The 25,548-nt window shown below is 58.8% G+C and carries 18 protein-coding genes and 2 pseudogenes; 6 read left to right on the plus strand and 14 right to left on the minus strand.

Features of this window, described 5'->3' with window-relative positions; genetic code table 11:
* Together CPY51_RS07175 and CPY51_RS07180 are read left to right on the plus strand one after the other, a co-directional pair.
* A pseudogene (locus CPY51_RS07175) lies at positions 1-123 on the plus strand (IS630 family transposase); the annotation flags it as partial.
* Between the two features lie 74 nt (positions 124-197).
* Positions 198-1,277: an IS630 family transposase gene (locus CPY51_RS07180; protein ID WP_111159608.1), complete on the plus strand. Its 1,080-nt coding sequence runs from the start codon at positions 198-200 to the stop codon at positions 1,275-1,277.
* Positions 1,278-1,648: 371 nt separating this feature from the next.
* Here the strand turns inward: CPY51_RS07180 and CPY51_RS07185 are convergent, their stop codons facing one another.
* The 3 genes from CPY51_RS07185 to fumC are packed head-to-tail and all read right to left on the minus strand — an operon-like array spanning position 1,649 to position 5,165.
* Entirely contained in the window at positions 1,649-2,371 is a 723-nt protein-coding gene (locus CPY51_RS07185) for a YoaK family protein (protein ID WP_111159609.1), read from the minus strand.
* Between the two features lie 11 nt (positions 2,372-2,382).
* On the minus strand, positions 2,383-3,681 hold the full coding sequence (locus CPY51_RS07190; RefSeq protein ID WP_195909456.1) for a threonine/serine exporter family protein: 1,299 nt from the start codon (positions 3,679-3,681) through the stop codon (positions 2,383-2,385).
* Between the two features lie 20 nt (positions 3,682-3,701).
* Positions 3,702-5,165, minus strand: coding sequence for a class II fumarate hydratase (fumC, locus tag CPY51_RS07195; protein ID WP_111159611.1), 1,464 nt, complete (start codon positions 5,163-5,165; stop codon positions 3,702-3,704).
* A 479-nt stretch (positions 5,166-5,644) separates the two neighbouring features.
* Between fumC and CPY51_RS07200 the strand changes: the two genes are divergently transcribed.
* Entirely contained in the window at positions 5,645-11,152 is a 5,508-nt protein-coding gene (locus CPY51_RS07200) for a trifunctional serine/threonine-protein kinase/ATP-binding protein/sensor histidine kinase (RefSeq protein ID WP_195909457.1), read from the plus strand.
* A gap of 38 nt (positions 11,153-11,190) precedes the next feature.
* Here the strand turns inward: CPY51_RS07200 and CPY51_RS32975 are convergent.
* Positions 11,191-11,871, minus strand: a pseudogene (locus CPY51_RS32975) (glutathione S-transferase N-terminal domain-containing protein); the annotation flags it as partial.
* A 236-nt stretch (positions 11,872-12,107) separates the two neighbouring features.
* Positions 12,108-13,580, minus strand: a complete 1,473-nt coding sequence (locus CPY51_RS07210; protein WP_111159613.1) for a CoA-acylating methylmalonate-semialdehyde dehydrogenase — start codon at positions 13,578-13,580, stop codon at positions 12,108-12,110.
* Between the two features lie 622 nt (positions 13,581-14,202).
* Between CPY51_RS07210 and CPY51_RS07220 the strand changes: the two genes are divergently transcribed.
* Both CPY51_RS07220 and CPY51_RS07225 read left to right on the plus strand, forming a co-directional pair.
* Positions 14,203-15,279, plus strand: coding sequence for a GAF domain-containing protein (locus CPY51_RS07220; RefSeq protein WP_195909458.1), 1,077 nt, complete (start codon positions 14,203-14,205; stop codon positions 15,277-15,279).
* Positions 15,276-15,980 (plus strand): sensor histidine kinase, encoded by a 705-nt coding sequence (locus CPY51_RS07225; RefSeq protein ID WP_111159616.1) that lies wholly within the window; start codon positions 15,276-15,278, stop codon positions 15,978-15,980. Before CPY51_RS07220 ends, CPY51_RS07225 begins: the two co-directional genes overlap by 4 nt.
* A gap of 109 nt (positions 15,981-16,089) precedes the next feature.
* Here CPY51_RS07225 and CPY51_RS34020 read toward each other — a convergent pair whose 3' ends face one another.
* Positions 16,090-16,350, minus strand: coding sequence for a nuclear transport factor 2 family protein (locus tag CPY51_RS34020; RefSeq protein WP_111159617.1), 261 nt, complete (start codon positions 16,348-16,350; stop codon positions 16,090-16,092).
* 149 nt (positions 16,351-16,499) lie between these two features.
* Between CPY51_RS34020 and CPY51_RS32230 the strand changes: the two genes are divergently transcribed.
* Complete coding sequence (locus CPY51_RS32230) at positions 16,500-16,703, plus strand: hypothetical protein (protein ID WP_146260090.1); 204 nt, start codon at positions 16,500-16,502, stop codon at positions 16,701-16,703.
* Between the two features lie 69 nt (positions 16,704-16,772).
* Here CPY51_RS32230 and CPY51_RS07240 read toward each other — a convergent pair whose 3' ends face one another.
* From CPY51_RS07240 to CPY51_RS07275, 8 genes are all read right to left on the minus strand, one after another.
* Entirely contained in the window at positions 16,773-18,281 is a 1,509-nt protein-coding gene (locus CPY51_RS07240) for an MFS transporter (protein WP_111159619.1), read from the minus strand.
* A gap of 14 nt (positions 18,282-18,295) precedes the next feature.
* Positions 18,296-19,432, minus strand: coding sequence for an HlyD family secretion protein (locus tag CPY51_RS07245; RefSeq protein ID WP_111159620.1), 1,137 nt, complete (start codon positions 19,430-19,432; stop codon positions 18,296-18,298).
* 170 nt (positions 19,433-19,602) lie between these two features.
* Positions 19,603-20,067, minus strand: coding sequence for a DUF4126 domain-containing protein (locus tag CPY51_RS07250; RefSeq protein ID WP_111159621.1), 465 nt, complete (start codon positions 20,065-20,067; stop codon positions 19,603-19,605).
* Between the two features lie 832 nt (positions 20,068-20,899).
* Positions 20,900-21,436 carry a TetR/AcrR family transcriptional regulator gene (locus tag CPY51_RS07255; protein ID WP_244598511.1) on the minus strand — a complete coding sequence of 179 codons (537 nt, stop codon included), beginning with the start codon at positions 21,434-21,436 and terminating at the stop codon, positions 20,900-20,902.
* A 69-nt stretch (positions 21,437-21,505) separates the two neighbouring features.
* Positions 21,506-21,919: a universal stress protein gene (locus tag CPY51_RS07260; protein ID WP_111159622.1), complete on the minus strand. Its 414-nt coding sequence runs from the start codon at positions 21,917-21,919 to the stop codon at positions 21,506-21,508.
* Between the two features lie 44 nt (positions 21,920-21,963).
* Complete coding sequence (locus CPY51_RS07265; protein ID WP_111159623.1) at positions 21,964-23,670, minus strand: NAD-dependent malic enzyme; 1,707 nt, start codon at positions 23,668-23,670, stop codon at positions 21,964-21,966.
* 33 nt (positions 23,671-23,703) lie between these two features.
* Positions 23,704-24,285, minus strand: coding sequence for a HupE/UreJ family protein (locus CPY51_RS07270; protein WP_111159624.1), 582 nt, complete (start codon positions 24,283-24,285; stop codon positions 23,704-23,706).
* Between the two features lie 54 nt (positions 24,286-24,339).
* The gene (locus CPY51_RS07275; protein WP_111159625.1) at positions 24,340-25,320 is read right to left on the minus strand and encodes a DUF4331 family protein; all 981 of its coding nucleotides are present in this window, start codon (positions 25,318-25,320) and stop codon (positions 24,340-24,342) included.
* Between the last annotated feature and the right edge of the window lie 228 nt (positions 25,321-25,548).

The following is a 25,548-nucleotide window of genomic DNA, read 5'->3' on the forward strand; positions in this document are numbered from 1 at the left end:
CAGGCAGCCATCAACCGCTTTATCAAAGAGCACAATGAAGAGCCGAAGCCGTTCATCTGGAAAGCAGACCCTGACGACATCATCGCAGCCGTCAGACGTGGGCACCAAGTGTTGGAATCAATCGACTCGTGGATTGATCGAAACAAAAGAGTCCGCATGGGATTCCTTTTTCGTCGTCGCCGTGCGAAGATGCGAAAATGCGTACAGGGATCACATTTGAAGTTTCCACTGCCGACCGGAGTCGACTAGAGGCCATTGTAGCTGCGCCGGTCTCTCCGCAAAAGCACGTGTGGCGGGCGAAGATCATCTTGATGAGCGACGACGGTTTGGGCACGGTCGCGATCATGGAGGCGACTGGCAAATCCAAGACTTGTGTCTGGCGCTGGCAGGAGCGCTTCATGACTGAGGGTGTGGATGGCCTTCTGCGCGACAAGAGCCGGCCACCCGGCATCGCACCGCTCGACACCGAACTGGTCGAGCGGGTGATCGCATTGACGCTGGAAACACCGAAGCAGGAAGCCACACACTGGACCGTTCGTGCGATGGCAAAGGTGGTTGGGATCGCAGCCTCCTCGGTCGTGAAGATCTGGCATGAGCATGGCCTTGCACCACACCGCTGGCGCAGCTTCAAACTTTCGAATGACAAGGCGTTTGCCGAGAAATTGCATGACGTCGTCGGGCTATACGTCTCACCGCCAGCCCATGCGATCGTCCTATCCGTCGATGAAAAGAGCCAGATCCAGGCGCTCGACCGAACGCAGCCGGGTCTGCCACTCAAGAAAGGGCGCGGCGGCACGATGACCCATGACTATAAGCGCCACGGCACCACCACCTTGTTTGCCGCTCTCAATGTTCTCGACGGGTCGGTCATCGGCCGCAACATGCAACGCCATCGCCATCAGGAGTTCATTCGATTCCTCAATGCCATTGAGGCGGAGTTGCCGATAGATAAGGCCGTCCACGTCATTCTCGACAACTACGCCACCCATAAGCAGCCGAAGGTTCGCGCCTGGTTGGCACGCCATCCGAGATGGACCTTCCACTTCATCCCAACGTCTTGCTCATGGCTCAATGCAGTTGAGGGCTTCTTTGCAAAACTGACGCGTCGACGGTTGAAATACGGCGTCTTTCATTCCGTCGTCGACCTGCAGGCAGCTATCAACCGCTTCATCAAAGAGCACAATCAGGAGCCAACGCCATTCATCTGGAAAGCCGACCCCGATGAGATCATTGCGGCCGTCAAGCGTGGGCACCAAACGTTGGAATCAATCGACTAGCATGGCCGCGACAGGAAAGCCCTCGTCCAGATTAAGAGCTGGGCGCTGCCGTACAAGGACAACGTCTTCGAGGTGTAAAAAGCCGTCGATTTCACCAATCTGATGAACCAGTACGGCTACTTGCTGACGCTCACGAGGGCCACGACCGAGAAGCCTTTTCGGTTGTGCCGACCGGCTGGCTATACACGCGCTGCAGGATGCAAGTTTGTCGTGGCAGGCCAATCCCTCCGGTGGCGTGACCGCAACGATAATTGGACAAGACCGTTGTTGTTGGACGGCGGAAGCGAACCTCCGGTACTGGCGGGTTTGAGTTACGTCAGCATCGCACAGGTTTACCGGAATGGGTGGTTGGAGGGTTGTAGCCGAAGCTTTTATCCTTCTGATGATGTGGTCGAAAGAGCGCCCCTTACTTCGAGCTTTCCCAATGGGGTCCCTGGTTGGGCTACCAGTGCCAAGAGCCCGATCATGGGAGGTATCAAAAAGCACAAGCTTCCTGAGCACGTGAACGCCGCCGCTGCCAGCGCGCAGCCGGACGCAAATGCCGCCACACTTGTAAGCATTTCGACCATTCGCCGTCGGGTAGCCTCTCTCGAGTCAGGATTCCATCCCCATATCCCATCCGCCAAATCGATCATGGCCTGGGTTATGTTGCCCGTCATCATCGTGGTCGGAGGTGACGTCCCGAAATGAATTCGATGAGCCGCATTTTGTATTGCCATTGCGCCGATGAGGGCCAATCCGACGAGGACGGCCTGCCATCCATCACCCTTCGGAAAGGGGCCGTAAGTGACCATGAGGCTTGCCGCGACAACGAGGAAGGCCACCTGAATAGAAAGCATGGTTTTCAGAACAGGCCAACGTCGCTTAATCAGCCAAAAACTTGCCAGTCGTGCGACCACGATCACTGCGCAGAATACAGGCAACGCCAGCAGCTTTGCAGTCGCACCGGATGTTTCCAGCACCACCGCCGCACCGAATGTCACCAGATTGCCTGTGACATGAGCGGCGAGCAGACCGTGAAGCGCGAGAAATCCCAAGGTGTCGACAAAGCCGGCGTTCAAGCTCAGCAGTTTTGAAAGAGATAACCGCAACATCTTGCTCCGCCTCAATCGGCACCAGACGTGTCGGATCGGTGCCGCGCGACCACGACAATTCCTGCGAGCGACGAAGCAACCAGCAGGCCTACTCCCACCGCAGCCGTTAGTACCAAGGCCGAAATGCCGACCGAGGCGGACTCCGCAAGAATTGCAGGGGGAGTGTCGACGCCTTTTGCCATGATTTCCAAGCCGCCGACGCTCGCTCGGAACACATACGATCCGGGAATCATCGCAACCGTTCCCGGAAATGCGAATGTTGGCCACGGGAGTGACAACCACCCGCTTGCGCTGTGGGCGATAAGTCCAGCGATAAACGAGCAGGTTAGCGTTGCCGTCGCCAGGTCCAGGCCAAGAGCGCCGAGTTCACTCCGCAGGCCGTGACTGACCATGCCGCAGACCACGCAAGCCAGGATTGCCCGGGCCGGGCAGTTGAACAGTATCGCGAAGCCGAATGCAGCGACACCGGAGAAACAGAAGTCCTGCCAAACGGGAATCGGGGCGGTTGCAAGGTCGACGGTCAAGGGTTCGCCAACCAGGTTTGCCGCCAGGAAAAGCGCAAATCCTATGGCGACCACCGTTACCGTCCCCAACGCCAGCCTGAACGAAGCAATCCCTGTGTGGCCGCTTGCCATGTCGGCGATCCCGTTGATCAAGGGGACGCCAGGAACGAGTATCATCCCCGCTGCCACGAACGCCAGAACCGTCGGGGCGGTCGACATCAGTCTGAGAACAAGTGCTGCGACCACCGCGCTGACCAGCGCCGTGGTGAACGAGGAGACAATCGAATTCAGGTGACGCGCGCTGAAACCCTGGCGGAGCAGGGTGCTCACCAGTCCCGCCAGGAAAGCGGCAAGGACGACTGACCACTCCCCTCCAAATAGACGACAGAGCGCCGCCATGGTGCCTGCCACGGCAGGGATGATGAGCCAGGCGGGATACCGGACCGGTGATCCCTCGAGGGCTTCAAGGCGCCCCAGCGCCTCGCTCAGGTCCATCGACCCCGCGACTACGCACTTTGTCACGCCTTCGACAGCATCGAACAGTCCTGTGTTGGCTCCCATCCCTGCGATCCGCGGGCCTATACGGGTGCGATAGCTTGTTCCGGCATCGATCATGAGCAGGAGGCCCTCGCCACTCAAAAAAATCTCGGCAGACAGACCGAGCCTCGAGACAACCACCTTGGTCCGCCGACGAACGTACTCTGCATCAGCACCGCTGATTAACAGGAGTCTTGCGGTCTTCAGTATGAAATGGCTGACCGGATCGATCCCAGGCGGCCGGGCTTCATGTATGACCGGCCTGCTCATGTTGGAGGTGCCCATAGCCATCACGCCCCGGCGAGACCTTCGCCTACCATCTGCAACGGATTGATCGTCCTGTCGAAAACCGCTGCATCGACCTTGCCGGAGGCAAGTGCCGCCTCGCGGAGCGTGATGCCGTCCGCGATCGCACGCTCGGCTATGTGCGCTGCGTTCTGGTACCCGATCAACGGCGACAGCGCCGTGACCAACATGACGCTCCCCTCGACGTAGGAGCCGATTTTCGCGGTATCCAACTCCGTGCCTTCCACTGAAAATTCTCGAAACTTCGCGCAACCGTCAGCGAGGATGAGAGCCGAATGGAGAAAGTTGTTTATGATCACCGGCCGCATCGCGTTCAATTGGAAATTGCCCTGGCTTCCGGCGAACGCGACTGCGCAGTCGTTCCCCAAAACCTGGATGGAGATCATTACGATCGCTTCGCATTGGGTGGGATTGACCTTCCCGGGCATGATCGACGACCCCGGTTCGTTTGACGGCAGATTGAGTTCGGACAAGCCGCAGCGTGGTCCAGATGCCAACCATCGCATGTCGTTGGCGATTTTCATGAGCGAGACCGCCAAACCCCGTAGGCCCGCATGGGCCCTGACCATTGCGTCGAGCGAACCCTGGGCCGCGAACTTGTTCGGAGCGGTCACGAACGGTTTGCCGGTCAATTCAGCGATCTTGGCGGCGACATCCCGAGAGAAGCCGTCCGGGGCGTTGAGGCCCGTGCCGACGGCGGTTCCTCCCACCGCAAGTTCGTAGAGTCCTCGCCGGCTCGCTTTGATGTCACCGACCGCTGCACGAATTTGACCGGCCCAGCCATGCCATTCCTGCCCGACGGTCAATGGAACGGCATCTTCAAGATGTGTGCGTCCGATCTTGACGACGTTCATCCAACCATCGGCCTTTCGCTCGATGGTTTCGGCGAGTTTTTCGACTTGCGGCAGGAGCACGGTGTCGACCGCGTCGATCGAAGCGATGTGCATGGCGGTCGGAAAGGTGTCGTTGGAAGACTGCCCCATGTTGACGTCGTCGTTCGGGCCGATAGGCTTTTGCGATCCGATAACGCCCCCCAGAAGCTGGATGGCTCTGTTCGAGATCACCTCGTTCACGTTCATGTTCGATTGCGTACCGGAGCCGGTTTGCCAGACAAACAATGGGTAGTGCTCGTCAAGTTTTCCGGCGATGGTCTCATCAGCCGCCCGGACGATCGCATCGCGCTTCCAAGCGGGCAACCTTCCGGCCGATGCGTTCACAAGCGCACATGCTTTTTTTACATAGCCATAAGCGTGATAGATCGGTTTCGGCATTCTATCGCCGCCGATGTTGAAATGATGGAGTGACCGTTCGGTCTGAGCGCCCCAATAGCGGTTTCCCGGGACCTCAACCTCTCCCATGGAATCAAACTCCGTGCGCATACCCACGGCGGCAATTCCTATCGGCAGCTCCGTCATTCCCGGATCCTTAGTTGCTTGTGTGGAACTCATAGGTTTCTCCGTATGCACTCGATTTGCCACGCGATCCGTATTTCCAAGTCCAATTCCCGCCTGTGAATTTTCGGGAGCACGTGCGCAACCATCGACAGACATCTTGGTCAGAAGCCTGCCCTTCAAACCTCACGACATCGTGTGGCTTGGCGCATCGATAGTGCCACCATTACCTGAAGCTAAAGCTGGAGATATTGGACGATGGTATCCTCGATACGTTGGTCTCGATTGCGATCAATGAGACGCTTGGGGACCGACGCGCGATGTGCTTCATCAGCAGGACGCAAGTTGCTCGATACCGGGTGGCGAGCGGTTTTTTATGTCGATAAACATCGAAGTATAACCGATACCATAGGACAATTGGCGCAGACTAGCGGTCGAAGCAGCTTTGGCTTAAACTAAGCTCGCGGCTCTTGGGCGTGAGCCCGTTCCTATTGGTGCAAACCGGTTTTTGTGCCTGGCGACGAGAGGTGCCTTGGGTGGCTGAGCCTGCGGACTACGAACTGGAGACGCTCCGCGAAGAGACCGAGTTTGCGTGGTACCGCGGAAGAAGCAGCGGCGACCAGGCGCGTATACTTGCCGTCGCCCCAGTTGCCGAGAAACCATCCCCCAGGACCCTCCAGATTCTTGAACACGAATATTCGCTGGCGGCGGACCTTGATGCAGCGTGGGCGGCAAAACCGCTCGCGCTCAGACTTCATCAAGAACGGCCAATCCTTATTTTCGAAGACCCAGGCGGGGAACCTCTTAACCGCTTGATTGCGCAGCACCACGGGAAACCCACCGAGCGGGCCAACGTCTTACGAATTGCAATCGGTTTGACATCCGCGCTGGCGGCCGCTCATGGGAGTGGCCTCATCCATAGAGACATAAAGCCGTCGGCCTTTCTGGTCGACAAGTCCGGTCGGGCCTGGCTGACAAGCTTCGGCATCGCTTCCCGCATGCGCCGCGAACGCATGATGGCTCTTCCGACTGAGATCATGGCTGGCACCTTTGCCTATATGTCTCCGGAGCAGACCGGGCGTATGAACCGCTCGGTCGATGCGCGCAGCGATCTTTATTCTTTAGGGGTCGTCCTCTACGAACTGCTCACCGGCGTGCTCCCCTTTTCCGCCGTCGACCCTTTGGAATGGGTCCACAGTCACATCGCGCGGCAGCCGGTGCCACCCGCCCAACGCCGCGCGGTTCCCGCGCCGCTGTCGGCCATTGTCATCAAGCTCCTCGCCAAGAATGCGGAGGAACGCTATCAGACGGCTGTTGGTCTGGAGGCCGACCTCCGGCGCTGTCTGTCTGACTGGCAGTCGAAAGGCCGGATTGATCCTTTCGTCCTGGGTGCGGACGATACGTCGGACAAGTTGCTGATACCCGAGAAGCTTTACGGGAGGGAGAGCGACGTCGATGCACTGATTGCGGCGTTTGGCCGGGTGGTCGAGCACGGTGTCCCCGAGGTGGTGCTGGTATCCGGGTATTCCGGCGTTGGCAAATCGTCCGTTGTCAGCGAGCTGCACCGGGCGCTCGTTCCGTCACGCGGGATATTCGCGGCGGGCAAATTCGACCAGTACAAGCGCGACATTCCGTACGCGACGCTGGCGGAGGCACTTCAGACGCTTGTCCGCCAAATTCTGGTGAAGGGCGAAGCCGAGGTCGACCAGTGGCGGCGAGATATCGTGGAGGCGGTGGGTCCAAATGGCCAGCTGATCGTCAATCTTGTCCCCGAACTCGAATTCGTCATCGGCAAACAGCCCCCGGCGGTTGAAGTGGGGGCTCAGGAAACGATGGCGCGTTTCCAGTCGGTCTTCGTCCGTTTCCTCGGTGTATTCGCTCGCCCGGAGCATCCCCTCGCGCTGTTCCTCGATGACCTGCAATGGTTGGACATGGCGAGCCTGGACTTGCTGGAGCGCCTGGCGACCGAGCCGGATATGAGGCACCTGCTGTTGATCGGGGCCTACCGTAGCAACGAAGTCAGTCCGTCACATACGCTGATGCGAACATTTGCAAGGATGCGCGACGGGGGTGCAAAAATAGAAAACATCCTGCTCGCGCCTCTCGGAATCCACGACGTTGAGCAGCTTACGGCAGACGCTCTGGATGGCGATCGTAGCTCCGCTCATCCTCTGGCGCTTTTGATACACGAGAAGACCGGCGGCAACCCGTTCTTTGCAATCCAGCTTCTCACATCTCTCACCGACGAGGGGCTGCTCAGGTTCGATCGCGAAGCAGCCGGCTGGGGCTTTGATCTCAATGAGATTCGCGCCAAGGCTTATTCTAACAATGTCGTCGACCTGATGCTGAGCAAACTGCGGCGATTGTCATCGCAGACGCAGATCGCTCTCCAGCAATTCGCCTGTCTTGGGAATGTCGCCGAAGTCGGGTTGCTGAGCGCGGCACTGGGCCTGTCCGAAGGGAATATCCATGACGCGCTGCTGGAAGCCGCGCACGCCGGACTCATTGTTCGACTCGAGCAGAAGTATGCTTTTCTGCATGACCGCATTCAGGAGGCCGCCTACGCGCTCATTGCAGACAACGAACGAGCGGCCGTGCATCTGCGGATTGGCAGGCTGCTGCTTTTGAACCTGACGACTGACAATCTGGCCGAACATATCTTCGAGGTTGCCCGCCAGCTGAATGGCGGCGCTGAACTGCTGGTCGATGACGACGAAAAAACCCGAGTTGCGGCAATTGACCTGCAGGCAGCCCGGCGCGCCAAAGCATCTGCAGCTTATGCCTCGGCGCTCACATATCTCGTCGCCGGATCGAATCTGCTGGGCGATCGTGATCGGGAAAGCCGGCGGGAGCTGGGCTTCGCATTGGAAGTGGAACGGGCCGGATGCGAATTGCTGACGGGGGATTTGACCGCGGCGGAACATAGGTTGACAGCCCTTTCGGGCCGCGCGGCAAACCTCGTCGACATGGCTGCGGTGACGTGCCTGCGAGTGGATCTGTACGCCGTGCTCAGTCAGTCGGATCGCGCAGTCGCCGTGTGCCTTGATTATCTCCGGAAGGTCGGCGTCGAGTGGTCACCGCATCCCACTGACCTGGAGGTGAAGCAGGAATACGAACAAATATGGCAACGGATAGGAAGCCGGCCGATCGAGGATTTGATCGACCTGCCGATAATACAGGACGCGAGCACGCGTGCGACCATGGACGTCCTCACCAAGGTGCAGCCATCCACCCAGAACATCGACGACAAGCTGCTCTGCCTGATCACGATGCGGATGGTGAACCTCAGCCTGGAATACGGCAACTGCAGTGGATCGAGTTGCGCTTACGTCTTCTTCGGCATGATCCTGTCGTCATATTTCGAGAACTATCCCGCGGCCCGCAGCTTCGGCCGACTGAGCCTCGATCTCGTCGGCAAGCCAGGCCTTGATGCCTTCAAAGCCCGTGTTTATCAGGCATTCGCAATCTATGTGAGCCCTTGGGCGGAGCACGTCAGATCAACCCGTGTGTTCGTAAAGCAGGCGTTCGACTTGGCAAGCAGAGCCGGCGACGTTACTTACGCTGCTTATTGCCGCGACAATCTCGTGACCAACTCCCTGGCTTGCGGTGAACTGCTGGGTGAGGTGGAAAAGGAAGCGACAGAAGGCATCGAGTTCGCATCTAAGGCCGGTTTCGGCCTTATCGTTGACATCATAAAGGGTCAGCGCCACTTGGTCCGGACGCTGTCGGGGGCCATACATAATTCCTTTCCTGTGGCAGGAGCAGAATTGGACGAGCGCGAATTGGAGGAGCGTCTTGAGGCAGACCCCAACCTGGCGATTGCAGCCTGCTGGTACTGGATTCGTAGAATACAGTCCCGCGTCTTCATGCAGGACTACCCAGCAGCTGTCGCGGCGGCTGACAAGGCACAAACCCTTCTCTGGACCACTCCTGCACATTTCGAGAAGGCCGAATATCACTTCTATGCTGCGCTGGCGCGAGCTGGTTCGATAGTCTGCGGTCTGGACCACCAGTCCGCAGATATGAAGGCGCTGGTCGCCCACCATAGGCAAATCCAGATATGGGCAGAACACTGCCCGGAAAATTTCGAAAACCGTTCGTCGCTGATCGCAGCCGAAATCGCCCGGATAGAGGGGCGGGAGCAGGATGCCGCACGCCACTATGATGCTGCAATCAAATCGGCAAGGAAAAATGGCTTCATTCACAACGAGGCGCTCGCAAATGAACTGTTGGCGCGCTTCTATTCCGAATGCAGTCTGGATACTTCCAGCAATGCTCATCTGCGCAACGCCTACACCTGCTACCACCGCTGGGGTGCCTATGGAAAAACAAAGCAACTGGAAGAACGCCATCCGGGCCTGCGCGAGGAGCGCGCCTCTATCACCACGGCGGCGATCGATCCATGGATGGGCGAACTGGATGTCGCAGCGGTCGTGAAAGCCGCGCAGGCGCTTTCAAGCGAAATTGTCCTTCCCAAGTTGATTGAGCGACTGATGCATATCGCGCTGGAGCATGCAGGCGCGGAGCGTGGTCTGTTGATCCTGATCAGGGAAGGTGAGCCGCGGATCGAAGCTGAGGCGACGGCCGGATCGGGCGCGATCGAGGTTGTCGCTCGGAATTCCGCCGTCATAACATCGTCCGATCTACCGCAGTCCATCCTTCATTATGTGGTGCGGACCCAGGAGCGCGTGCTGTTGGACGATGGCTCGTCTGCAAACCAGTATTTCAAAGATGAGTATCTGCGGCTGAAGCGATGCCGATCTGTCCTCTGCCTTCCGATCGTCAGGAAAAAGAGGCTGGTGGCAGCACTTTACCTCGAAAACAACCTCTCACCGGGTATCTTCACGCCGGACAGGGTTGCCGTTTTGGGGCTATTGGTTTCGCAGGCATCGATCTCGCTGGAAAACGCGGCTGTCTACAACGAACTGCAAAGCAAAGTGCGATTGCTGCATCTTCTTCCTGTATCCGCCTGGACCTTAGGGCCGGATGGGACGCCAGATTTCGTCAACCAGGTCTGGCTTGATTTTTCCGGCCAGACGCTCGAGTTCGTCCGGACACATCCCGAAGCCTGGATGACCGCGATCCATCCCGACGACCGAGAAATAGCCGCCCGTAGCTTTTATGAGGGCGTGAGCCAGGGCCAGGGTTTCGCGTTCGAAACCCGGTCGCTCCGCGCCACTGACGGAACGTATCGATGGCACCTTCAGCAAGCTGTCGTCCTGCGCGATGCGGAAGGAAAAGTCCTTAAATTCATCGGCACGACGACTGACATCGACGACCAGAAACGCGCTCAGAAACGGGCTGAAGAGACGTTGCGGCAAACGCAAGGCGACCTTGCCCATGTGGGACGGATCGCCACTCTCAATGCCATGACAGCTTCCATCGCCCACGAGGTCAGCCAGCCCCTGTCCGGAATCCTCACAAACGCAGGAACCTGCCTGCGGATGCTGGCGGCCGATTCCCCCAGCCTGACCGTCATCGGAGGAGCGGTTCGGCGGACGATCCGCGATGCGGAGCGAGCCAACGAAATCGTCCGGCGCTTGCGGGCGATGTTCTCCGCAAAGGCCCCGGCTATGGAAAATGTCGACCTCAACGACGCGGCGAAGGAAGTGATCACCCTGTCGGCGCGCGAGGTGAAGAACGGCGGTGCCGTTGTCCAGACCAAATTTGCGGATGGTCTTCCACCCATCAGTGCGGACCGGGTTCAACTCCAGCAAGTCATCCTGAACCTGTTGCTGAACGCTGTCGACGCGATGGCCAATGTCGAGGATCGACCGAGGACAGTGGTCGTCGAGACGTCACTTCAAGGCAGCGGGGGCATAAAATTGACCGTCCGGGATTCCGGCACGGGCGTTGACGCGAAAACCGTCGAAAAGCTCTTCCAGGCGTTCTACACCACCAAAGCAAACGGCATGGGGGTCGGCCTGTCGATCTGCCGTTCCATTATCGAGAGCCACGGTGGCCGCCTCATGGCAACGGCCAATGAAGACGGACCCGGTGCGACATTCGCTTTCGACCTGCCCAGCTTGATCGATCTTGTCTGACGAGGAACATGCTCAGTCGAGATGGCTCCCCTTGCCGGCATCGTTTCTGCACGGCGCTCGTCCTTTGCCACTCGCTTTTGCCTTTTTCGTTCTTCTCTTCCAACCTCAATCGCTTTCAGGACGGCCGGCCTCGCGGCAATCGTTTCGAACCAGCGTTGGACTTTCGGGAATTCTTCAAGCTGCAATCCAGCATTTGCGTGCTGTCCGATCCAGCCAAAGCACGCCATATCTGCGATGGAATAATCGACGGCTAAAAACTGTTCTTGGGCAAGGTGTCGGTCCATGACTCCATACAGCCCCCTGACTTCGTCGGTGTAGCGTTGAACAGCGTAGTCGATCCGCTGTTCCGAGTAATTCCGGAAGTGATTTGCCTGTCCAGCCATTGGGCCGAGGTTTGCCATCTGCCAGAATAGCAACTGATCCACACCGGTGCGCCGCCGTTCATCGCCAGGGTAGAAGCGCTGGAATTTTCGTCCGAGATATTGGAGGATCGCGCCCGACTCGAAGATCGAAATCGGTTCGCCGTCAGGCCCGTCGTGATCGACGATCGCGGGTATCTTCCCGTTTGGGGCGATGGTCAAAAAAGCCGGGCTGAATTGTTCGCCCCGTTTAATGTTGATGTATTTGACGTCATACGGCTCTTCCAGCTCCTCGAGCATGACCGTGATTTTGCGCCCGTTTGGGGTTGGCCAGTAGTAGAGATCGATCCTGGAAGTCATCTAGCCCACACATCTTTTGTTTCGCACTCGGTAGTCCTCACTAACTCTGGGTCGGGCCTGATCGTCGTCAACCAGGGAGTACGCCGCTTTATGCCGCTACAGGAGGGGCGCGACTTATCCGTTCCGGTACGCTGACGCGGACATAACGCGAGCCGTCGGAGATGAACACGGAGCTAGCGCCGCTCGTGATCGATGCTGAAGTTCGGCAGCATCGATCACGTTTTCGGCGAGGCAGGCTAGTCGAGCGCAGGTCCCTCGGGTGGCCAGCGCTGTGTGACCAGCTTGGTCCGCGTGAAGAAGCGGATGCTGTCCTCACCGTATTGATTGAGGTCTCCAAATGCAGAGTCCTTCCAGCCACCGAAGCTATGGTAGCTGACCGGCACCGGCATCGGCACATTGACCCCAACCATGCCGACGGCAACTTTTTCCACGAAACGGTCGGCGGCGTAACCGTTGCGCGTGAAGATCGAGACCGCATTGCCTTGGTGATGGTCGCTCGGGTAGCTCAGCGCTTCTTCGAATGTCTCCGCCCGAACGATCTGCAGCACCGGACCGAAAATTTCTTCCTGATAGCTCTTCATGCTGGAGGTGGCGTGATCGATCAGTGTCGGCCAAAGGAAAAACCCATCCTCGTGGCCCGGCAGGCTCCGGCCCCGCCCATCGATGACGACTTCGGCACCCTCGTCAGCGGCCATTTGAATGTAGCTCTCGACCTTGCGCTTGTGTTCCGCTGTGACAACCGGCCCCATCTGGGCTTCAGGTTCGGAGGCGATGCCGATCCGCAGTTTGGATATCTCCCGCTGCAGTCGCTCGCGAAGTGCCTCGGCTGTCTTTTGGCCAACGGCAACGATCACCGGCATCGCCATACACCGCTGACCTGCCGAGCCAAAGGCACCGGCGAGCGCATCCGCAACGACCTGATCAAGATCAGCGTCGGGCAAGACGACGCCGTGATTTTTCGCTCCGCCCATGCACTGGACGCGCTGCCCATTGGCCGCGCCGCGCGCGTAAACGGACTTGGCCACCGGCGTCGAACCGACAAAGCTGACGGCCTTGATGTCCGGATGGTCGGTGATCGCTTCCCCCACTTCCTTGCCACCATGGACGACGTTGAGGATTCCAGCCGGCAGGCCGGCTTCAGTAGCGAGTTCCGCGAGCCTGACGCTGACGGAGGGGGTACGGGTCGGCGGTTTCAGAATGAAAGCGTTGCCGACAGCAATGGCCGGAGCAAGCATCCAGAGCGGAATCATTGCCGGAAAGTTGTAGGGCGTGATGCCGGCAACGACGCCAAGCGGTTCGCGGATTGAATAGACGTTGGTGCCGGGACCAGCGCCCCGGGTGTACTCGCCTTTCTGCAGGTGTGGGACGCCGCAGACAAAATCCACGACGTCGAGACCGCGCTGAAGCTCACCAAGCGAGTCGTCCAGCAATTTGCCGTGCTCCGACGACATCAGGCCGGCGAGTTCCTGCTTGTGCTCTTCGATTAATGCCTTGAACCTGAACATCACCTGAGACCGCTGCTGGGGTGTGAGCGCGGCCCAGGCGGGCTGCGCAGATTTTGCGATTGCGACTGCTTCTGCAAGGATCGCGCGGTCACCGAGTTCAAGCTCTGCCTGCACTCGGCCGGTGTTCGGATCATAGACCGGACTGGTGGCCGCGACGGGACGGGAGAAGTGCTGGCCGTTGATGTAATTGCTGATCTTGCGCATGAATTTTTCCTTTATACGAATAGGCCTTAGAGGTGGGAACAACTGAGGCCCTATGGGAATAGTCGCCAGCCGGCAGACATCGTCGCGTCCAGCGGCACAATGCCGCGCTCTTTAGGCGAGATCTGATTGGGCAGATCGGAGGCGGGAGTCGCACTGGGCCTGTCTTGGTTCGGTTCGCCGAAAAGGTCACTTTGCTGACCGTTCTCTTCGGTAGCCGCAGTCTCGACCCGGGCATAGAATGAACTGTCCAAAAAAGGCGAAGTGCCCAATACTTTGTCCTCGTCCCAGTGGGCACCAATTCAGCGCGGTTCGGATTGAAATGGGCGGACGCTGTACTTCAGCTCGACACCATCGTATCGCCGATGCCTTCGTTCAATTGCCTCGCCTCTGGATTTCTCGATGTGGGATGGCTCGCGATATCAGGACGCTCAATTCTTCCTTTCGCTCTTAGCGACTCGGGTGATGCCAGGCTCTGGCCCACGTCTCTCACCATGATCATATGCGCCGCTGCCCTTTCCGTGTTGTGGAAATTCAGGCGCTCGGCGCTCGATCAATGGCTTATGATCGTCGTCCTTGCGCTGATTATCGAACTGGCGGTAACTGCCGCGATTGGAGGGCGCGCATGGCGCACCGAGTGGTAAGTCAGCAATACGGGGCGACGCTCGGTGTTTATACTGGCCGCGCATTCTCGCTCGTCACCTCCACCGTAGTATTGATCGGATTGCTGGCGGAAACGACCAGGCTCTATAGCCGGGTTGCCCACGCAAATACGTTAGCGGGCGCGGTCAAAGCGTCTCAGACTCTGTCCAGTGAGATCGAGTTGCGAAAGCTGATCGAGCGGCTAGTGACGGTCGCACTCAAAAATGCCGGGGCGGATCGCGGCCTTTTGATCCGGCTCTCAGGCGACGATTATGTCGTCCAGGCGCAAGCAAGAACAATTGACGGTCACATCGAAGTCATAGGCGGTGAGGGGTCGGCCACCCCGGTCGCCTTCCCCGAAACTATCGTTCGTTGCGTATTGTCGACGCACGAGCGCGTGATCCTCGATGACGCCTCTGAACCCAACATGTTTTCCCCGGATGTCTACCTCCGCGATCGACAATCGAAATCTATTCTGTGCCTACCCTTGATCAAACAGCGAGAGCTGACCGGCTTTCTCCTCCTCGAAAACACTAAAATGTCTCACGCATTCAGCGCGGCTCAAATCGCGGTCCTGGAGCTTCTGGCTGCTCAGGCATCCATTTCGTTGGAGAACGCCCGGCTTTATGCTGATCTCGAACTACAGGTCGGCCTGTTGCAGCAGCTTCCCGTGTCCGCCTGGACCCTCGATCCGGACGGAACACTCGATTTCGTCAACCAGGTCTGGCTCGACTTTTCTGGTCAGACACTTGAGTTCATCCGTTCGCATCCCAACAACTGGATGTCTGCGGTCCACCCCGAGGACCGAGTAAGACCTTCTGGGAGGGCGTGCATTCCGGGCAGGGGTTCTCGTTCGAAACCAGGTCTTTGCGCGCCAAGGATGGTATCTAATCGCCGACACCTCCAGCAAGCCGTGAGCTTGCGCGATGCTGAAGGAAAGGTCCTCAGGTTGTCGGAGCAACGACGGACATCGATGACCAAAAGCTTGCGGAGGAAACCTTGCGTCGGACGCAGAGCGAACTTGCGCATGTTGCGAGGGTGGCCACCCTCAACGCGATGACCGCCTCCATTGCCCACGAGGTGAGCCAGGCCCTCTCCGGCATCCTCACCAACGCCAACATTTGTCTTCGAATGCTGGCGGACGAGCCGCCAAACGTCGCCGGGGCCGTCGCGACGGCGCAGCGGACCATCCGAGACGCCAATCGAGCGTCCGAGGTGGTCAGACGTCTGCGCGAGATGTTTTCGAACAAGGAGCCAGTCATCGAGTTGGTCGATTTGAACAACGCAGTGCGCGAAGTAATTGCGATCGCCGGCGGTGAACTTACGAGGCGAAGCGCGCGCCTGCAGACAGAACTAGCGGACGGCTTGCCGGCACTGAGCGCCAACCGCGTCCAATTGCAGCAAGTCATCTTGAACCTGCTCCTCAACGCCGCCGACGCCATGGGCGAGATCGAAGATCGGCCAAGGTCACTGCTGGTGAGGACGGAACTCGAAACCGACGGTGCCGCCCGCCTGGAGGTTCGTGACGTCGGAACGGGGTTCGACCCTGCCATCGTCGGGAAATTGTTCGAGCCTTTCCACTCGACCAAGCCTAACGGTATGGGGATCGGCCTAGCGATCTGTCGGACGATTATCGAGAGCCACAAGGGACGTCTTTGGGCCTCACCGAACGATGGGCCGGGTGCCACCTTCAGCTTCTCGATTCCTGCCCCTCGGCCCAAATTGGAGGTCGATAAGGGGTCAACATTCAATGCAGTTTGAAAACGAAGCTTGTCGCCCCCGACATCGCGTGTGGCGCGGAGTCAGTGCCAGTTGCCACCCAATGCGGTGATGTCTCATCGGAGGTCACCTTTGCGGACCAATCGCCAACTCAGACGCCGGGTTTTGTTGAGACAAACTGTTGATATTTCGTCAGCAAAATGGGGTCGTCCATCGATCCATGATGATGCGTCTGTTTCCAGCGGCCGTCCACCTTGCGGAAGACGCGGCTGGTCCGTATCTTCAATTCGAGGGAACCATTTGTCGACGCGAGCGCCCCCCGTTCCCTGCCGATCACATAGAATATCTCAGCGGACTGATGAAGCGCGTAGTCGTGGAACTCGACGTATACCTTCGCTTCGCCGTCAAACAGTTGCGTGTAGACCGTGCAGCAGAAGCCGCGAAATGCGGCCCTGCAGCGAAATCATCCGAACGTTCAAACCGCGCAGCAAAGATTCAATCTCCGCAATTGAAGACTCCATAGCCTCCATTCTGCCGCTCCTCCTCCCGGAGCCGCTCCCAATGGAGACCAAAATGCGCAACCAGGATTTCAGAGACATGCCGGAGTATCGAGCAGCCACAGGATTCCCACTCGCCATCATATTCCTTTCGATGCTGGGCATCGGCGGATATCTGATTGGCAGCGGGACGCTGACTGACACCTCCGCCAAGCAGGCCCGCGTCTATGTTCCGCTTGCAGCGGCCGTGGTTCCGATCAACCGCTGAGGTCGGCAAAGAGCCCGAAGCATTGCGGCGACCATGCAATAGCCGCTGCAACGCTTCGATTCCCCTAGCTTACCGTGGGTGGTTGGTCAGCGGATGGGCGGGCGAGGGGGCCATCAGAGACACCACCAGCAGGCCAACAATGGCTGCGTAGAAGGTGATCCAGAAGCCGTCTATGTAGGCCTGGACGTTGGATTCACGCTGAACAGCGCTTGCCATAGAGGTGAAATTCCGCCTCGCCGTATCCAGATGCAGCGTTCCGTCGGTGACGTGCAGTCCGATCAGGAATGAATGCAATTGCTCGCGTTGCCTGATCCATGTCGCCATCACCGTCGCTGCGATCTCAGGACAGATCAATCTCATGACCTGGACGTAGGCGGTCATCTCCGTCGCGCGCATAGGATTTGCGTTTACGAATATCGTCGTCACCGCGGCGAGGAACGTGATCTCCTCGGCAACCGTCTGAAGAATGACGACGATGTCGAATTCCGGCAGCGACCAGAGGCTTGTCAGGAAAGTCCCGAGCCAAGATGACAGTGCGAAACAGCTGAAGCCGACAATCAGCGTGACGCGAGGCCCGGCCGTCCGGACCAGAACGACGGCCGCAATTGTCGAGAAGATCAGCAACAGGAAGGCGTATGGAGCGGAAAAGTTGCCAATCTGCTCGGGGCGCAGGTGGGCGACCGCAATCAGGAAATTCGGGGCGAGAAGCGAACTCGAGAGGCTTGCGACCATGAACGAAATGACCGCGAGGAAACCCAACGCGATGTTTCTCGTGAAGATGGATATGTGAGCCCACGGTTGCTTTACGGAATGCTCGTGCAGCAGGAAGACGACGATCAGGAAAACCGATGCCGCCAGCAACGAGACGACCAAGCCGGACCGAAACCAGTCAAGCCGGTTCCCCTGGTCAAGGGCCACGAACAGCATCGTCAGCGCGACGCCCAGGATCGCCATTCCGCCCCAGTCGGCGTGGGCGAGCAGTTTTCTGTCAATCCTGACAGACTTTGCTCCGAACCACACCAAGACGCCGATGACGGGTGCAACGAGAGCATCCTGCCAGTAGAGCCACTGCCATCCGATCGTCTGGGAATAGCTGCCGGCCGTGTAGAGGCCGAGGTTCTGCGCAAAAGGGATTCTGACCACATAGAAAGCCAGCGCCACGATCCAGTACTTGCGGTCGAGGTTGCGGAAGGCCGTCATCAGCGTCGCACCGACAAAGACGCCAAGCATCAAAGCCCTGACAGCGTGCAGCGACAACAGCAGTTCGAAATTCTGGACCAGCGGGATGACGAGTGACAAGGCGGAATAGACGATCACCGGTCCGGTCAGCACCCGTCTCACCCCAAAGGCGGCGACCAGCCAGGCGACACAGGGGGCGATCAACACCTGCGGAGCGGTGGAGAAAGTTGCGAGCCATGAGCCTTCATCAAAGCTGAGTCCGAAGGCTCCGCGCAGATCGGGCAAGCCAACGCTCGATGTGCGCAGGTCGAGAGCGGTCAGGATTGCCGCCATGAGCACAGCCACGGCGACCAGGGCCGGGCGAGTACGGTCGATTTCCAGCGAGAGGGTGTCTGACATCGGGTTCCCACCTTTTACTCCCGGGTTGCGATGCGGGTGACGACGGACATGCCGGGGCGGAGCCGGTCAAAGGCTGCTTGCTTAGGATCAAGTTCAACACGGACACTAAGGCGCTGAGCGACCTTGGTGAAATTTCCGGATGCATTGTCGGGAGGAAGGACTGCGAAGGTCGAGCCACTTGCTGGCGCGATCCGCGACACGGTCCCCCTGAAATTTTGCCCCGGAAATGTGTCGACCGATATATCGACCGGCTCCCCGACACGGACATTGGCAAGCTGGTTCTCTTTGTAGTTCGCCAGCACATAGATGTTAGGGAGGGGAACGATGGAGATCATGCTCGTTCCGGCACCGACAAAGGTGCCAAGCTGGACGTTGCGGCGGGCAACGACACCGTCGAAGGGTGCCCTGACCAACGTGTAGCCAAGCTCGAGTTCGGATGCGGCCAGTTCCGAAGCCGCCGTGTCGACATTGGCGTTGAGGACATCGCGCTGCTTGAACAGAAGATCTAGCTGTGCCTTTTGCGCGGCGACAGTCGCCTCGTTCATCTTTGAGTTTGCCAGCGCCCGTTCATGGGCCGCCGTGGCCTTCTCGAGGTTTTGCAGCGAGCTTGCGCCGGCGTCCGTTGCCAGCCGGGTTTGACGGTCGAGTTCCTTCTTCGTCTGGACCTCGTCGGCATTGGAGGCCTGTTGCTGAGCGGCCGCGATGTCGATTTTCGCCAGCTGGAACACCTGCTGGCTGCCATTGTCCTCCAATTGGGCGCGGGCAGCTTCGAGTTTGGCCTTCGACGAACGGACCGCAACCTCGTAGGGAGAGCGGTCAATCGTGAACAGCAAGTCCCCTGTTTTCACTTTGGTGTAGTCGTCGACGGACACGGCCTCGACGGTGCCGCTGACGCGCGCGCTGATAGCCGAGACGTCGGCAAACACCGCCGCGTCGTCGGTCGCCTGGACGGATCGGTCAGAAACCCAACGATCCCAGTTCGAGGCGGCCCCTACCACTGCAAGCACTGCAATCAGGATCGCCGCGGCAGGAACGAGTATCGGCTTCTTGTGAGCAGAGGTTGTCGCGGCCCCTCCGGAAGCCGGCGGAAGGTTCGTGACGTTCGAAGTGTTGGATGCGGTTGGAGGCTTGATATTGTTGGTCCCGGCCATTTTCTTTGTCCGTTCAAGAACCGTGGTTCTCGGTTTGAGGTCCTTCAAATCATCGATGGCTCGCGCACGAACGCTCGAACCGGTCGATGGTCGAGACACGATATAAACGGCTCGTATCGTTTCTACAACGACCAACCCCCGGGCCTGGTATGCACAACCGGCATGACCACTCACGCCACTGCCCACACTATCAAGGACGCGCCCGCGACCGCCACGAAGTCTTCGAGCACTGCGCCAGGGAAATCACTCCCGAACACGTTCTCCAGCCAACCTCTTGCGGCCACTCCGCCGTAGGTTCCGACCACGCTTCCGGTGACACCCAGCATTGCCCCTCCAAGGGCCCAGCCGGACGCCGCTCCGCCAGCCGCGCCGGGAAGAGCGCCGGTGGCCAACCTCGTCACGAATTGCACCGCAACTTTGCGACTTGGCGACGAAGTCAGTTTGTCACCCGCGATTTCCGCCACCGCAAGCACGGAGATGATCCACGGTGTCAGAGGATAAGCAAGGAACGCCAGCCACCCGTCAGTAACATCAATCCGGCCAAAGAATGCTGCCCAGCTCACGGCGGCGGCAGCCGTCAAGGGACGCATCCCCGCGATCATGCCAATAAGGAACGATAGACAGGCTAACGTCATTGCTTAACCTCCACACGCTCGAAGATGCCTCCGAACAATAAGCATCATCCATAAGCGGCAGCCGCGATGCTTGAACGTAAGGTCTGCAATTGGACGCAAAGGACCATGTTCGGTTTCCGGACTGGCTATTGCTGTGGGGCGTGGTTGAGACGTTGGGAATGCTGGGGGTGTTAAACAATGTCGGGCCGCCCCGCAATGCCGGGCTGGACGCGGGTGCAATTGTTCAAGACAGGAGCAACCGACATGCGTAACGGGCGATCATTCAAATTGGATGGACGGTTTCGAACGACATTGTCGGCAAATTCGAAAAGGCAGAAGCCATCGTCCGGCCAGTGCTGATACTACACCTCTCCAGTCGGGAGCGGCGGCTGCCCGAGGATTTTAAGCATCAGCAGGCAACGCGAGATCGGACTCCCTCCATGGCAATTGGTCCGCCCAGGTATTCGCGAGCGATTGTTGTAGCATCACCGATTTGATCCCGCACCGAAACTAATCTGAGATCCGTTGTCCCAATCACCCTGCTGAAAATTTCCGTTTCCGCTTGTGCTACAGGACATGAGAGTAAAAGCAGAAAGCGCGATGAGCGCCCATCGTTCCCGCCGATATCCTCTCCGAACTTGAAATCGTCGCTGAGGCCACTCAGCAATCTCGGAGCTACGTCGTCCTGCGAACGATCCAGACATATCGCATGAACGAAGGTGCCGACATCCTGGCCGTGGTGAGGGGTGGTCGGCCAATTTGGCGAAGCCGAAAAGCCGTAGGGTTTTGTTACGTGGCGGATCGTCTTGCGATATGAGCCATGACGCCCGTCAGCGAACCTTCATCATGAAGCTCATGCGTCAGCAGGCGGAACCAGCTGTAACCGATCCAGTGAAAGCCTGTCGTCGACCTCCTCCATGGCGATCTCCCGTCGCTTCGCTGCGGCGACCAGCAACTGCCTCACGTCCACCGTCCGCTCGGGTAGGAATCTCTCTCTGAGCACCGAGAGCGCCTCGCTCGTTCCCAACGCCTCCGCGATTAGCCCCCTCAGGGCCGCTCCCGCAGGTTCGACAGCCAGAACCGCCATAGACTGGATGTATAGCCCCAGGTCTTCGAGAAGCGATCCCTTGTCTGGCACCGTTACCGAAGCGGCTCTTTCGATGGAATAGATGGAAATGAACAGGTCGGCCTTGGTCGGGTACCAGCGATAGATTGTTGTCTTTCCGGCACCAGCCCGGCGGGCCACCTCGTCGATAGAGAAACCCGCATATCCTTTCTCCCCGATCAATTCCCTAGCGGCAGACAGAACAGCAGCTTTTGCCTCCGGGCTCCGGCGGGACCCGATGGACGTTCGCTCTTTGGCGTGGAGGGGCTTGGGTATCGCTATCATTGAATTGGCGTAGCGCAGCGGCCAGCCCCTATCAACCGGGAAATTATCCCATTGCTTCCGACGGACAGCTCAGGCCGTAGTCCGGAGAATGTGTATGGAGCAGGGGGCGTTCCGGACGACATGATCAAGGACCGAACCGAATACGTGCTCAAGCGCATCGTCTCGATGAGAAACGATCACGACAAGGTCGGCATGGACTTCGTTCAGCAGCGCGACGACGCCCTCGGAAGGCCTGCCCTCACGCACATGGACTGAGGCAGATGTGCCGGTGGATCGCAGTGCCCTAACCAGCGTTTTCTCGACATCCGCAATGACGCCCATATCCCATTCGTCGGGGAAGGCGGAAGAGGACGCCAGCCCGTCCAGTACGTGGACTAGATGAAGTTTTCCGTTCGGAGCAACGAGCATGCTTGCTGCGGTAATGAGCTGTTGCGTCCTTTCCCTTGATCCCCGACCGATGGCGCAAACGACGGTATTGTACATATTCCACTTCCCCTTGCACATTGCCAACCATTGCTTGCCAAGGTTCATCTGCCCCGGGTGTAAGGCCGATAACGCGGCACCCAGACGGCTCGCCGGATAAGTCCTTCGATCTCGTCGGTCGCGACGGGGTGCGCGACCAGTCCTTCGGAATGAGCCTGCAGAGCGACCGCGAGCGCCACCGTCACCGAGACCTCCCTCAGCGACGCGATCGGTGGCAGCAGCGAGTCCTTCGAATTTCCCAGCGCCGGGGAAACCGCGGCGAGGGCTCTTGCCGCCGCCATCATCATGCCGTCGCTCACGCGAGTAGCGTCGATTGCCGTCACCCCGAGGCCGATTCCCGGAAAGACATAGGAATTGTTGGTCTGATCGACCTTGAATGCCTTGCCGTCGCGGGTCAGCGGTGGGAAGGGACTGCCCGTCCCGATGACCGCTCTTCCACCGGTCCAATGTTCGATGTCCTCGGGCGTGGCCTCCGCCCTCGATGTCGGGTTCGACAATGGGAAAATAATGGGCCGTTCGCAATTTGTGGTCATCGTCTTGACGACAGCCTGCGTGAATGCGCCCTTTTGTCCTGAGACGCCGATCAGCACCGTCGGCTTGGCGTTTCGCACGACGTCGAGAAGCGAAATTCGGTCCGGCTGCTCCAGTTTCCATCCTTGCACCACAGGGGCGGCCTGCACGAACGGGCGTTGAAACGAAGCGTACTCTTTCGCGCCCTCCACCTGCAGACCGTCCCTGTCGATCAGGAAGAAGCGTCCTCTCGCTTCCTTCGCATTGACGCCTGCCTCGACAAGCGCATGGGTCAACTGAGCGGAGATTCCGCAACCTGCTGAGCCAGCTCCAAGCACGGCAAACCGTTGTTCGGCCAGAGGGCGGCCAGTGACGTTCATCGCGGCAAGAAGGGTGGCAGTCGCAACTGCTGCAGTACCCTGGACATCGTCGTTGAACGTGCAAAGGCGATCGCGGTAACGCTCAAGCAAGCGTGTTGCGTTGTTCTTGGCGAAGTCCTCCCATTGAAGCAAGACATTCGGCCACCGCCTTCTGACAGCGTCGACAAAAGTTTCGATGAAGTCGTCGTACTCCTGTCCCCTGAGGCGTTCATGACGCCACCCGATATAGAGGGGATCGGCCAGGCGTGCGGCATTGTCTGTACCGACGTCGAGGAAAATGGGGAGGGTCGCAGAAGGATCGATCCCGCCGCATCCAGTGTAGAGTGCCAGTTTGCCGATGGGGATGCCCATCCCGCCGGCACCCTGATCACCGAGACCTAGTATCCGCTCCCCATCTGTCACCACGATCACACGGACATCGTCGAAACTCGGATGAGACAATATCCGTTCGATGTTCGACCTCTGGGGGTAGCTCAGAAACAGGCCACGCGGCTTTCGATAGAGCCGGCTGAACTGCTCGCATCCTTCCCCGACCGTCGGCGTGTAGACGATAGGCAGCAGTTCCTCGAGGTTTTCGATCAAGAGTGCGAAGAACAGCGTTTCGTTCGTGTCTTGAAGGTCTCTAAGGAATGCGTAGCGCTCGATGTCGGTTTCGAAACTGCGCAGCACCTGCAGTCGCCGGGAAACCTGCTCATCGAGATTGCCGATCGCCGGTGGCAGCAATCCATTAAGTTCGAACTGGTCACGCTCGGCCTGGCTGAATGCCGTCCCTTTGTTGAACCGGGGATCGGTCAACAACTGATAACCGAATAATCCGGTCTTCACGGCCGGTTCGCGGCCATCTTGGGTGTGGGTCTGCATGAGAGCAACTCCTCCAGGTGAATGCAGCGCCTTTCAAAGAACGCCCGCATACATTCCAATTCCAACTGCGGTGCAGGCGACCCCCGCCAGACGGCTGATCGAACCTGCTGCCGTTCCTTTCAGGGCCAGCGCGAGACCGATACCGACGGCATGCAGAGCCACGGTGGCAACGACAAATCCAACAACGTATTCCAGCCCGTTTACAGTGTGGGCGATTTCGGTTCCGTGCGCATGGCCGTGAAGCAGAGCGAAAACGCCGATCAAACCAGCGCCGAGCCATGGCGGCGGATTGACGGCGAACGTGACCATCAGTCCGAGCACGACGACCGAAGCCAGGATGCCCGGCTCGACGAAGGGAACCGGCATATCTGCCAGCCCGAGGACGCCGCCGACCAGCATGACCCCCACGAAGGTCAGGGGCCAAAGCCAAAGCGCCCGGTTGCCCTTCATTGCGGCCCACATACCGACAGCCACCATGGCGGCGATGTGGTCGAGGCCGCTCAAGGGATGAGCTACGCCCGCCGCAAAAGACAGCTCATGGAAAATCGCTGGATGCGCCGAGGCGGAGGTTACGAACGGCAGGCTAAGAGCCAAACCTATCAAAAAAGATCGCATGTCATTCTCCTTGGGGTGATGGTTTTTTGCTGCAAGGATGGTCAATGTCCGAGATCACGCCTGCACATCATGCGGCGGTCCGAGATATGGAAATTCTGTGAGCAGGTCGCTGTGCGGCCCGACGCCGTCCCCCGAAATCTTGCCGTTCGTCAGGACGACCATGAAGGCGTCGGCGGCATCGTCGGTGAGCGTCCTGCCGTTGTCCGGATAGGAGGCGGGCTTTGCCGGATCGTAAGGCATGACGTCCGGCAGCAATGACTTTGCCACCCGCTCGGCTTCCTCGGGCTTATACCCGCCTGTGTGCTCGAGAGCATGGGCAAACACGCCGACGAATTGCGCGTCGTCGGCAGGCTGCGCCGCCATATAGGCGTCCCGATGTTCGCCTGGCAGGAAGACTGCCTGCTGTGGACGCGCACCCCGTTCAAGCTGCACCCATGCCCCGTTCTGCTTGATGAGCGTGCGGGCCCAAAGACCCATCCGCGCAGACCCCAAAGCGGTATTGGGGACTTCCAGTACGATGCTGCAGACGTTCTTCTGCGCGAAGAAATCGGACCCGGTAAACGTCAGATCGTTGACGGCGCCGAGCGTGTCGAAGAAAAACGGTTCGCTGCGCCAGCCCGCGAAAAACCGGTAGTCGCCAAAATTCGATATCCGCGCGTCCCGGCCTGTCGACACCGGCGCGTTCAGGACGACCACGGCGCCGCCGTCATCTGTTCCTGAGGCTTGGGCGCCTTCGACGCGGCACACAGTGGCACCTTGAATTCCGCCTGGTAAGATCGAAACGCGCATCCTGAATGCGATATCGGCAACGGCATCGCCGTTCGTGTCGATCTTCAGCTCGTACAATCCTTCAGAAGCAAACGGGTCTCTAGTGGTCGCCGCCGGATGGATCAGGGTGGAGGACGGATGCACGTTCATGATCAGGATCGACTTGTTCGCGTCTCCCGGTTTGGGAAAGGCGTAGATGTCGGTGAGGTCTAGACGTGCGTCTTCGAGAGGGAACCCGAAGTTGGGTCCCGAATAATGATGTGACATCGTCTCATCCTTAATTTCTTTCGGTCCGACCTGAAGTTTGGTCGGGCTTTCACCCAGTGAAGCGCCACGCCATAAGAGGCTCAATGGGCTTCGACACCTGTAGGGTTAGCGGTCGCTGCAAACGGACGATATTGGACGATGGTATCCTCGATACCTTGGTGTCGGTGAAGGACGGTACAAGCAGAGGCCCACGCGGCCCTCCGAGCCCATCTGATCGAGAGAGCAAAA

The organism is Arminella tubonensis (genome assembly GCF_003240585.1).
Taxonomy (GTDB): domain Bacteria; phylum Pseudomonadota; class Alphaproteobacteria; order Rhizobiales; family Rhizobiaceae; genus Rhizobium; species Rhizobium tubonense.

Coding starts and splice junctions, on each gene's coding strand:
- CPY51_RS07180 (WP_111159608.1), top strand. CDS start 198: ATGCGTACAGGGATCACATTTGAAGTTTCCACTGCCGACCGGAGTCGA.
- CPY51_RS07185 (WP_111159609.1), bottom strand. CDS start 2,371: ATGTTGCGGTTATCTCTTTCAAAACTGCTGAGCTTGAACGCCGGCTTT.
- CPY51_RS07190 (WP_195909456.1), bottom strand. CDS start 3,681: ATGAGCAGGCCGGTCATACATGAAGCCCGGCCGCCTGGGATCGATCCG.
- fumC (WP_111159611.1), bottom strand. CDS start 5,165: ATGAGTTCCACACAAGCAACTAAGGATCCGGGAATGACGGAGCTGCCG.
- CPY51_RS07210 (WP_111159613.1), bottom strand. CDS start 13,580: ATGCGCAAGATCAGCAATTACATCAACGGCCAGCACTTCTCCCGTCCC.
- CPY51_RS07220 (WP_195909458.1), top strand. CDS start 14,203: ATGGCGCACCGAGTGGTAAGTCAGCAATACGGGGCGACGCTCGGTGTT.
- CPY51_RS07225 (WP_111159616.1), top strand. CDS start 15,276: ATGACCGCCTCCATTGCCCACGAGGTGAGCCAGGCCCTCTCCGGCATC.
- CPY51_RS32230 (WP_146260090.1), top strand. CDS start 16,500: ATGGAGACCAAAATGCGCAACCAGGATTTCAGAGACATGCCGGAGTAT.
- CPY51_RS07240 (WP_111159619.1), bottom strand. CDS start 18,281: ATGTCAGACACCCTCTCGCTGGAAATCGACCGTACTCGCCCGGCCCTG.
- CPY51_RS07245 (WP_111159620.1), bottom strand. CDS start 19,432: ATGGCCGGGACCAACAATATCAAGCCTCCAACCGCATCCAACACTTCG.
- CPY51_RS07250 (WP_111159621.1), bottom strand. CDS start 20,067: ATGACGTTAGCCTGTCTATCGTTCCTTATTGGCATGATCGCGGGGATG.
- CPY51_RS07255 (WP_244598511.1), bottom strand. CDS start 21,436: ATGATAGCGATACCCAAGCCCCTCCACGCCAAAGAGCGAACGTCCATC.
- CPY51_RS07260 (WP_111159622.1), bottom strand. CDS start 21,919: ATGTACAATACCGTCGTTTGCGCCATCGGTCGGGGATCAAGGGAAAGG.
- CPY51_RS07265 (WP_111159623.1), bottom strand. CDS start 23,670: ATGCAGACCCACACCCAAGATGGCCGCGAACCGGCCGTGAAGACCGGA.
- CPY51_RS07270 (WP_111159624.1), bottom strand. CDS start 24,285: ATGCGATCTTTTTTGATAGGTTTGGCTCTTAGCCTGCCGTTCGTAACC.
- CPY51_RS07275 (WP_111159625.1), bottom strand. CDS start 25,320: ATGTCACATCATTATTCGGGACCCAACTTCGGGTTCCCTCTCGAAGAC.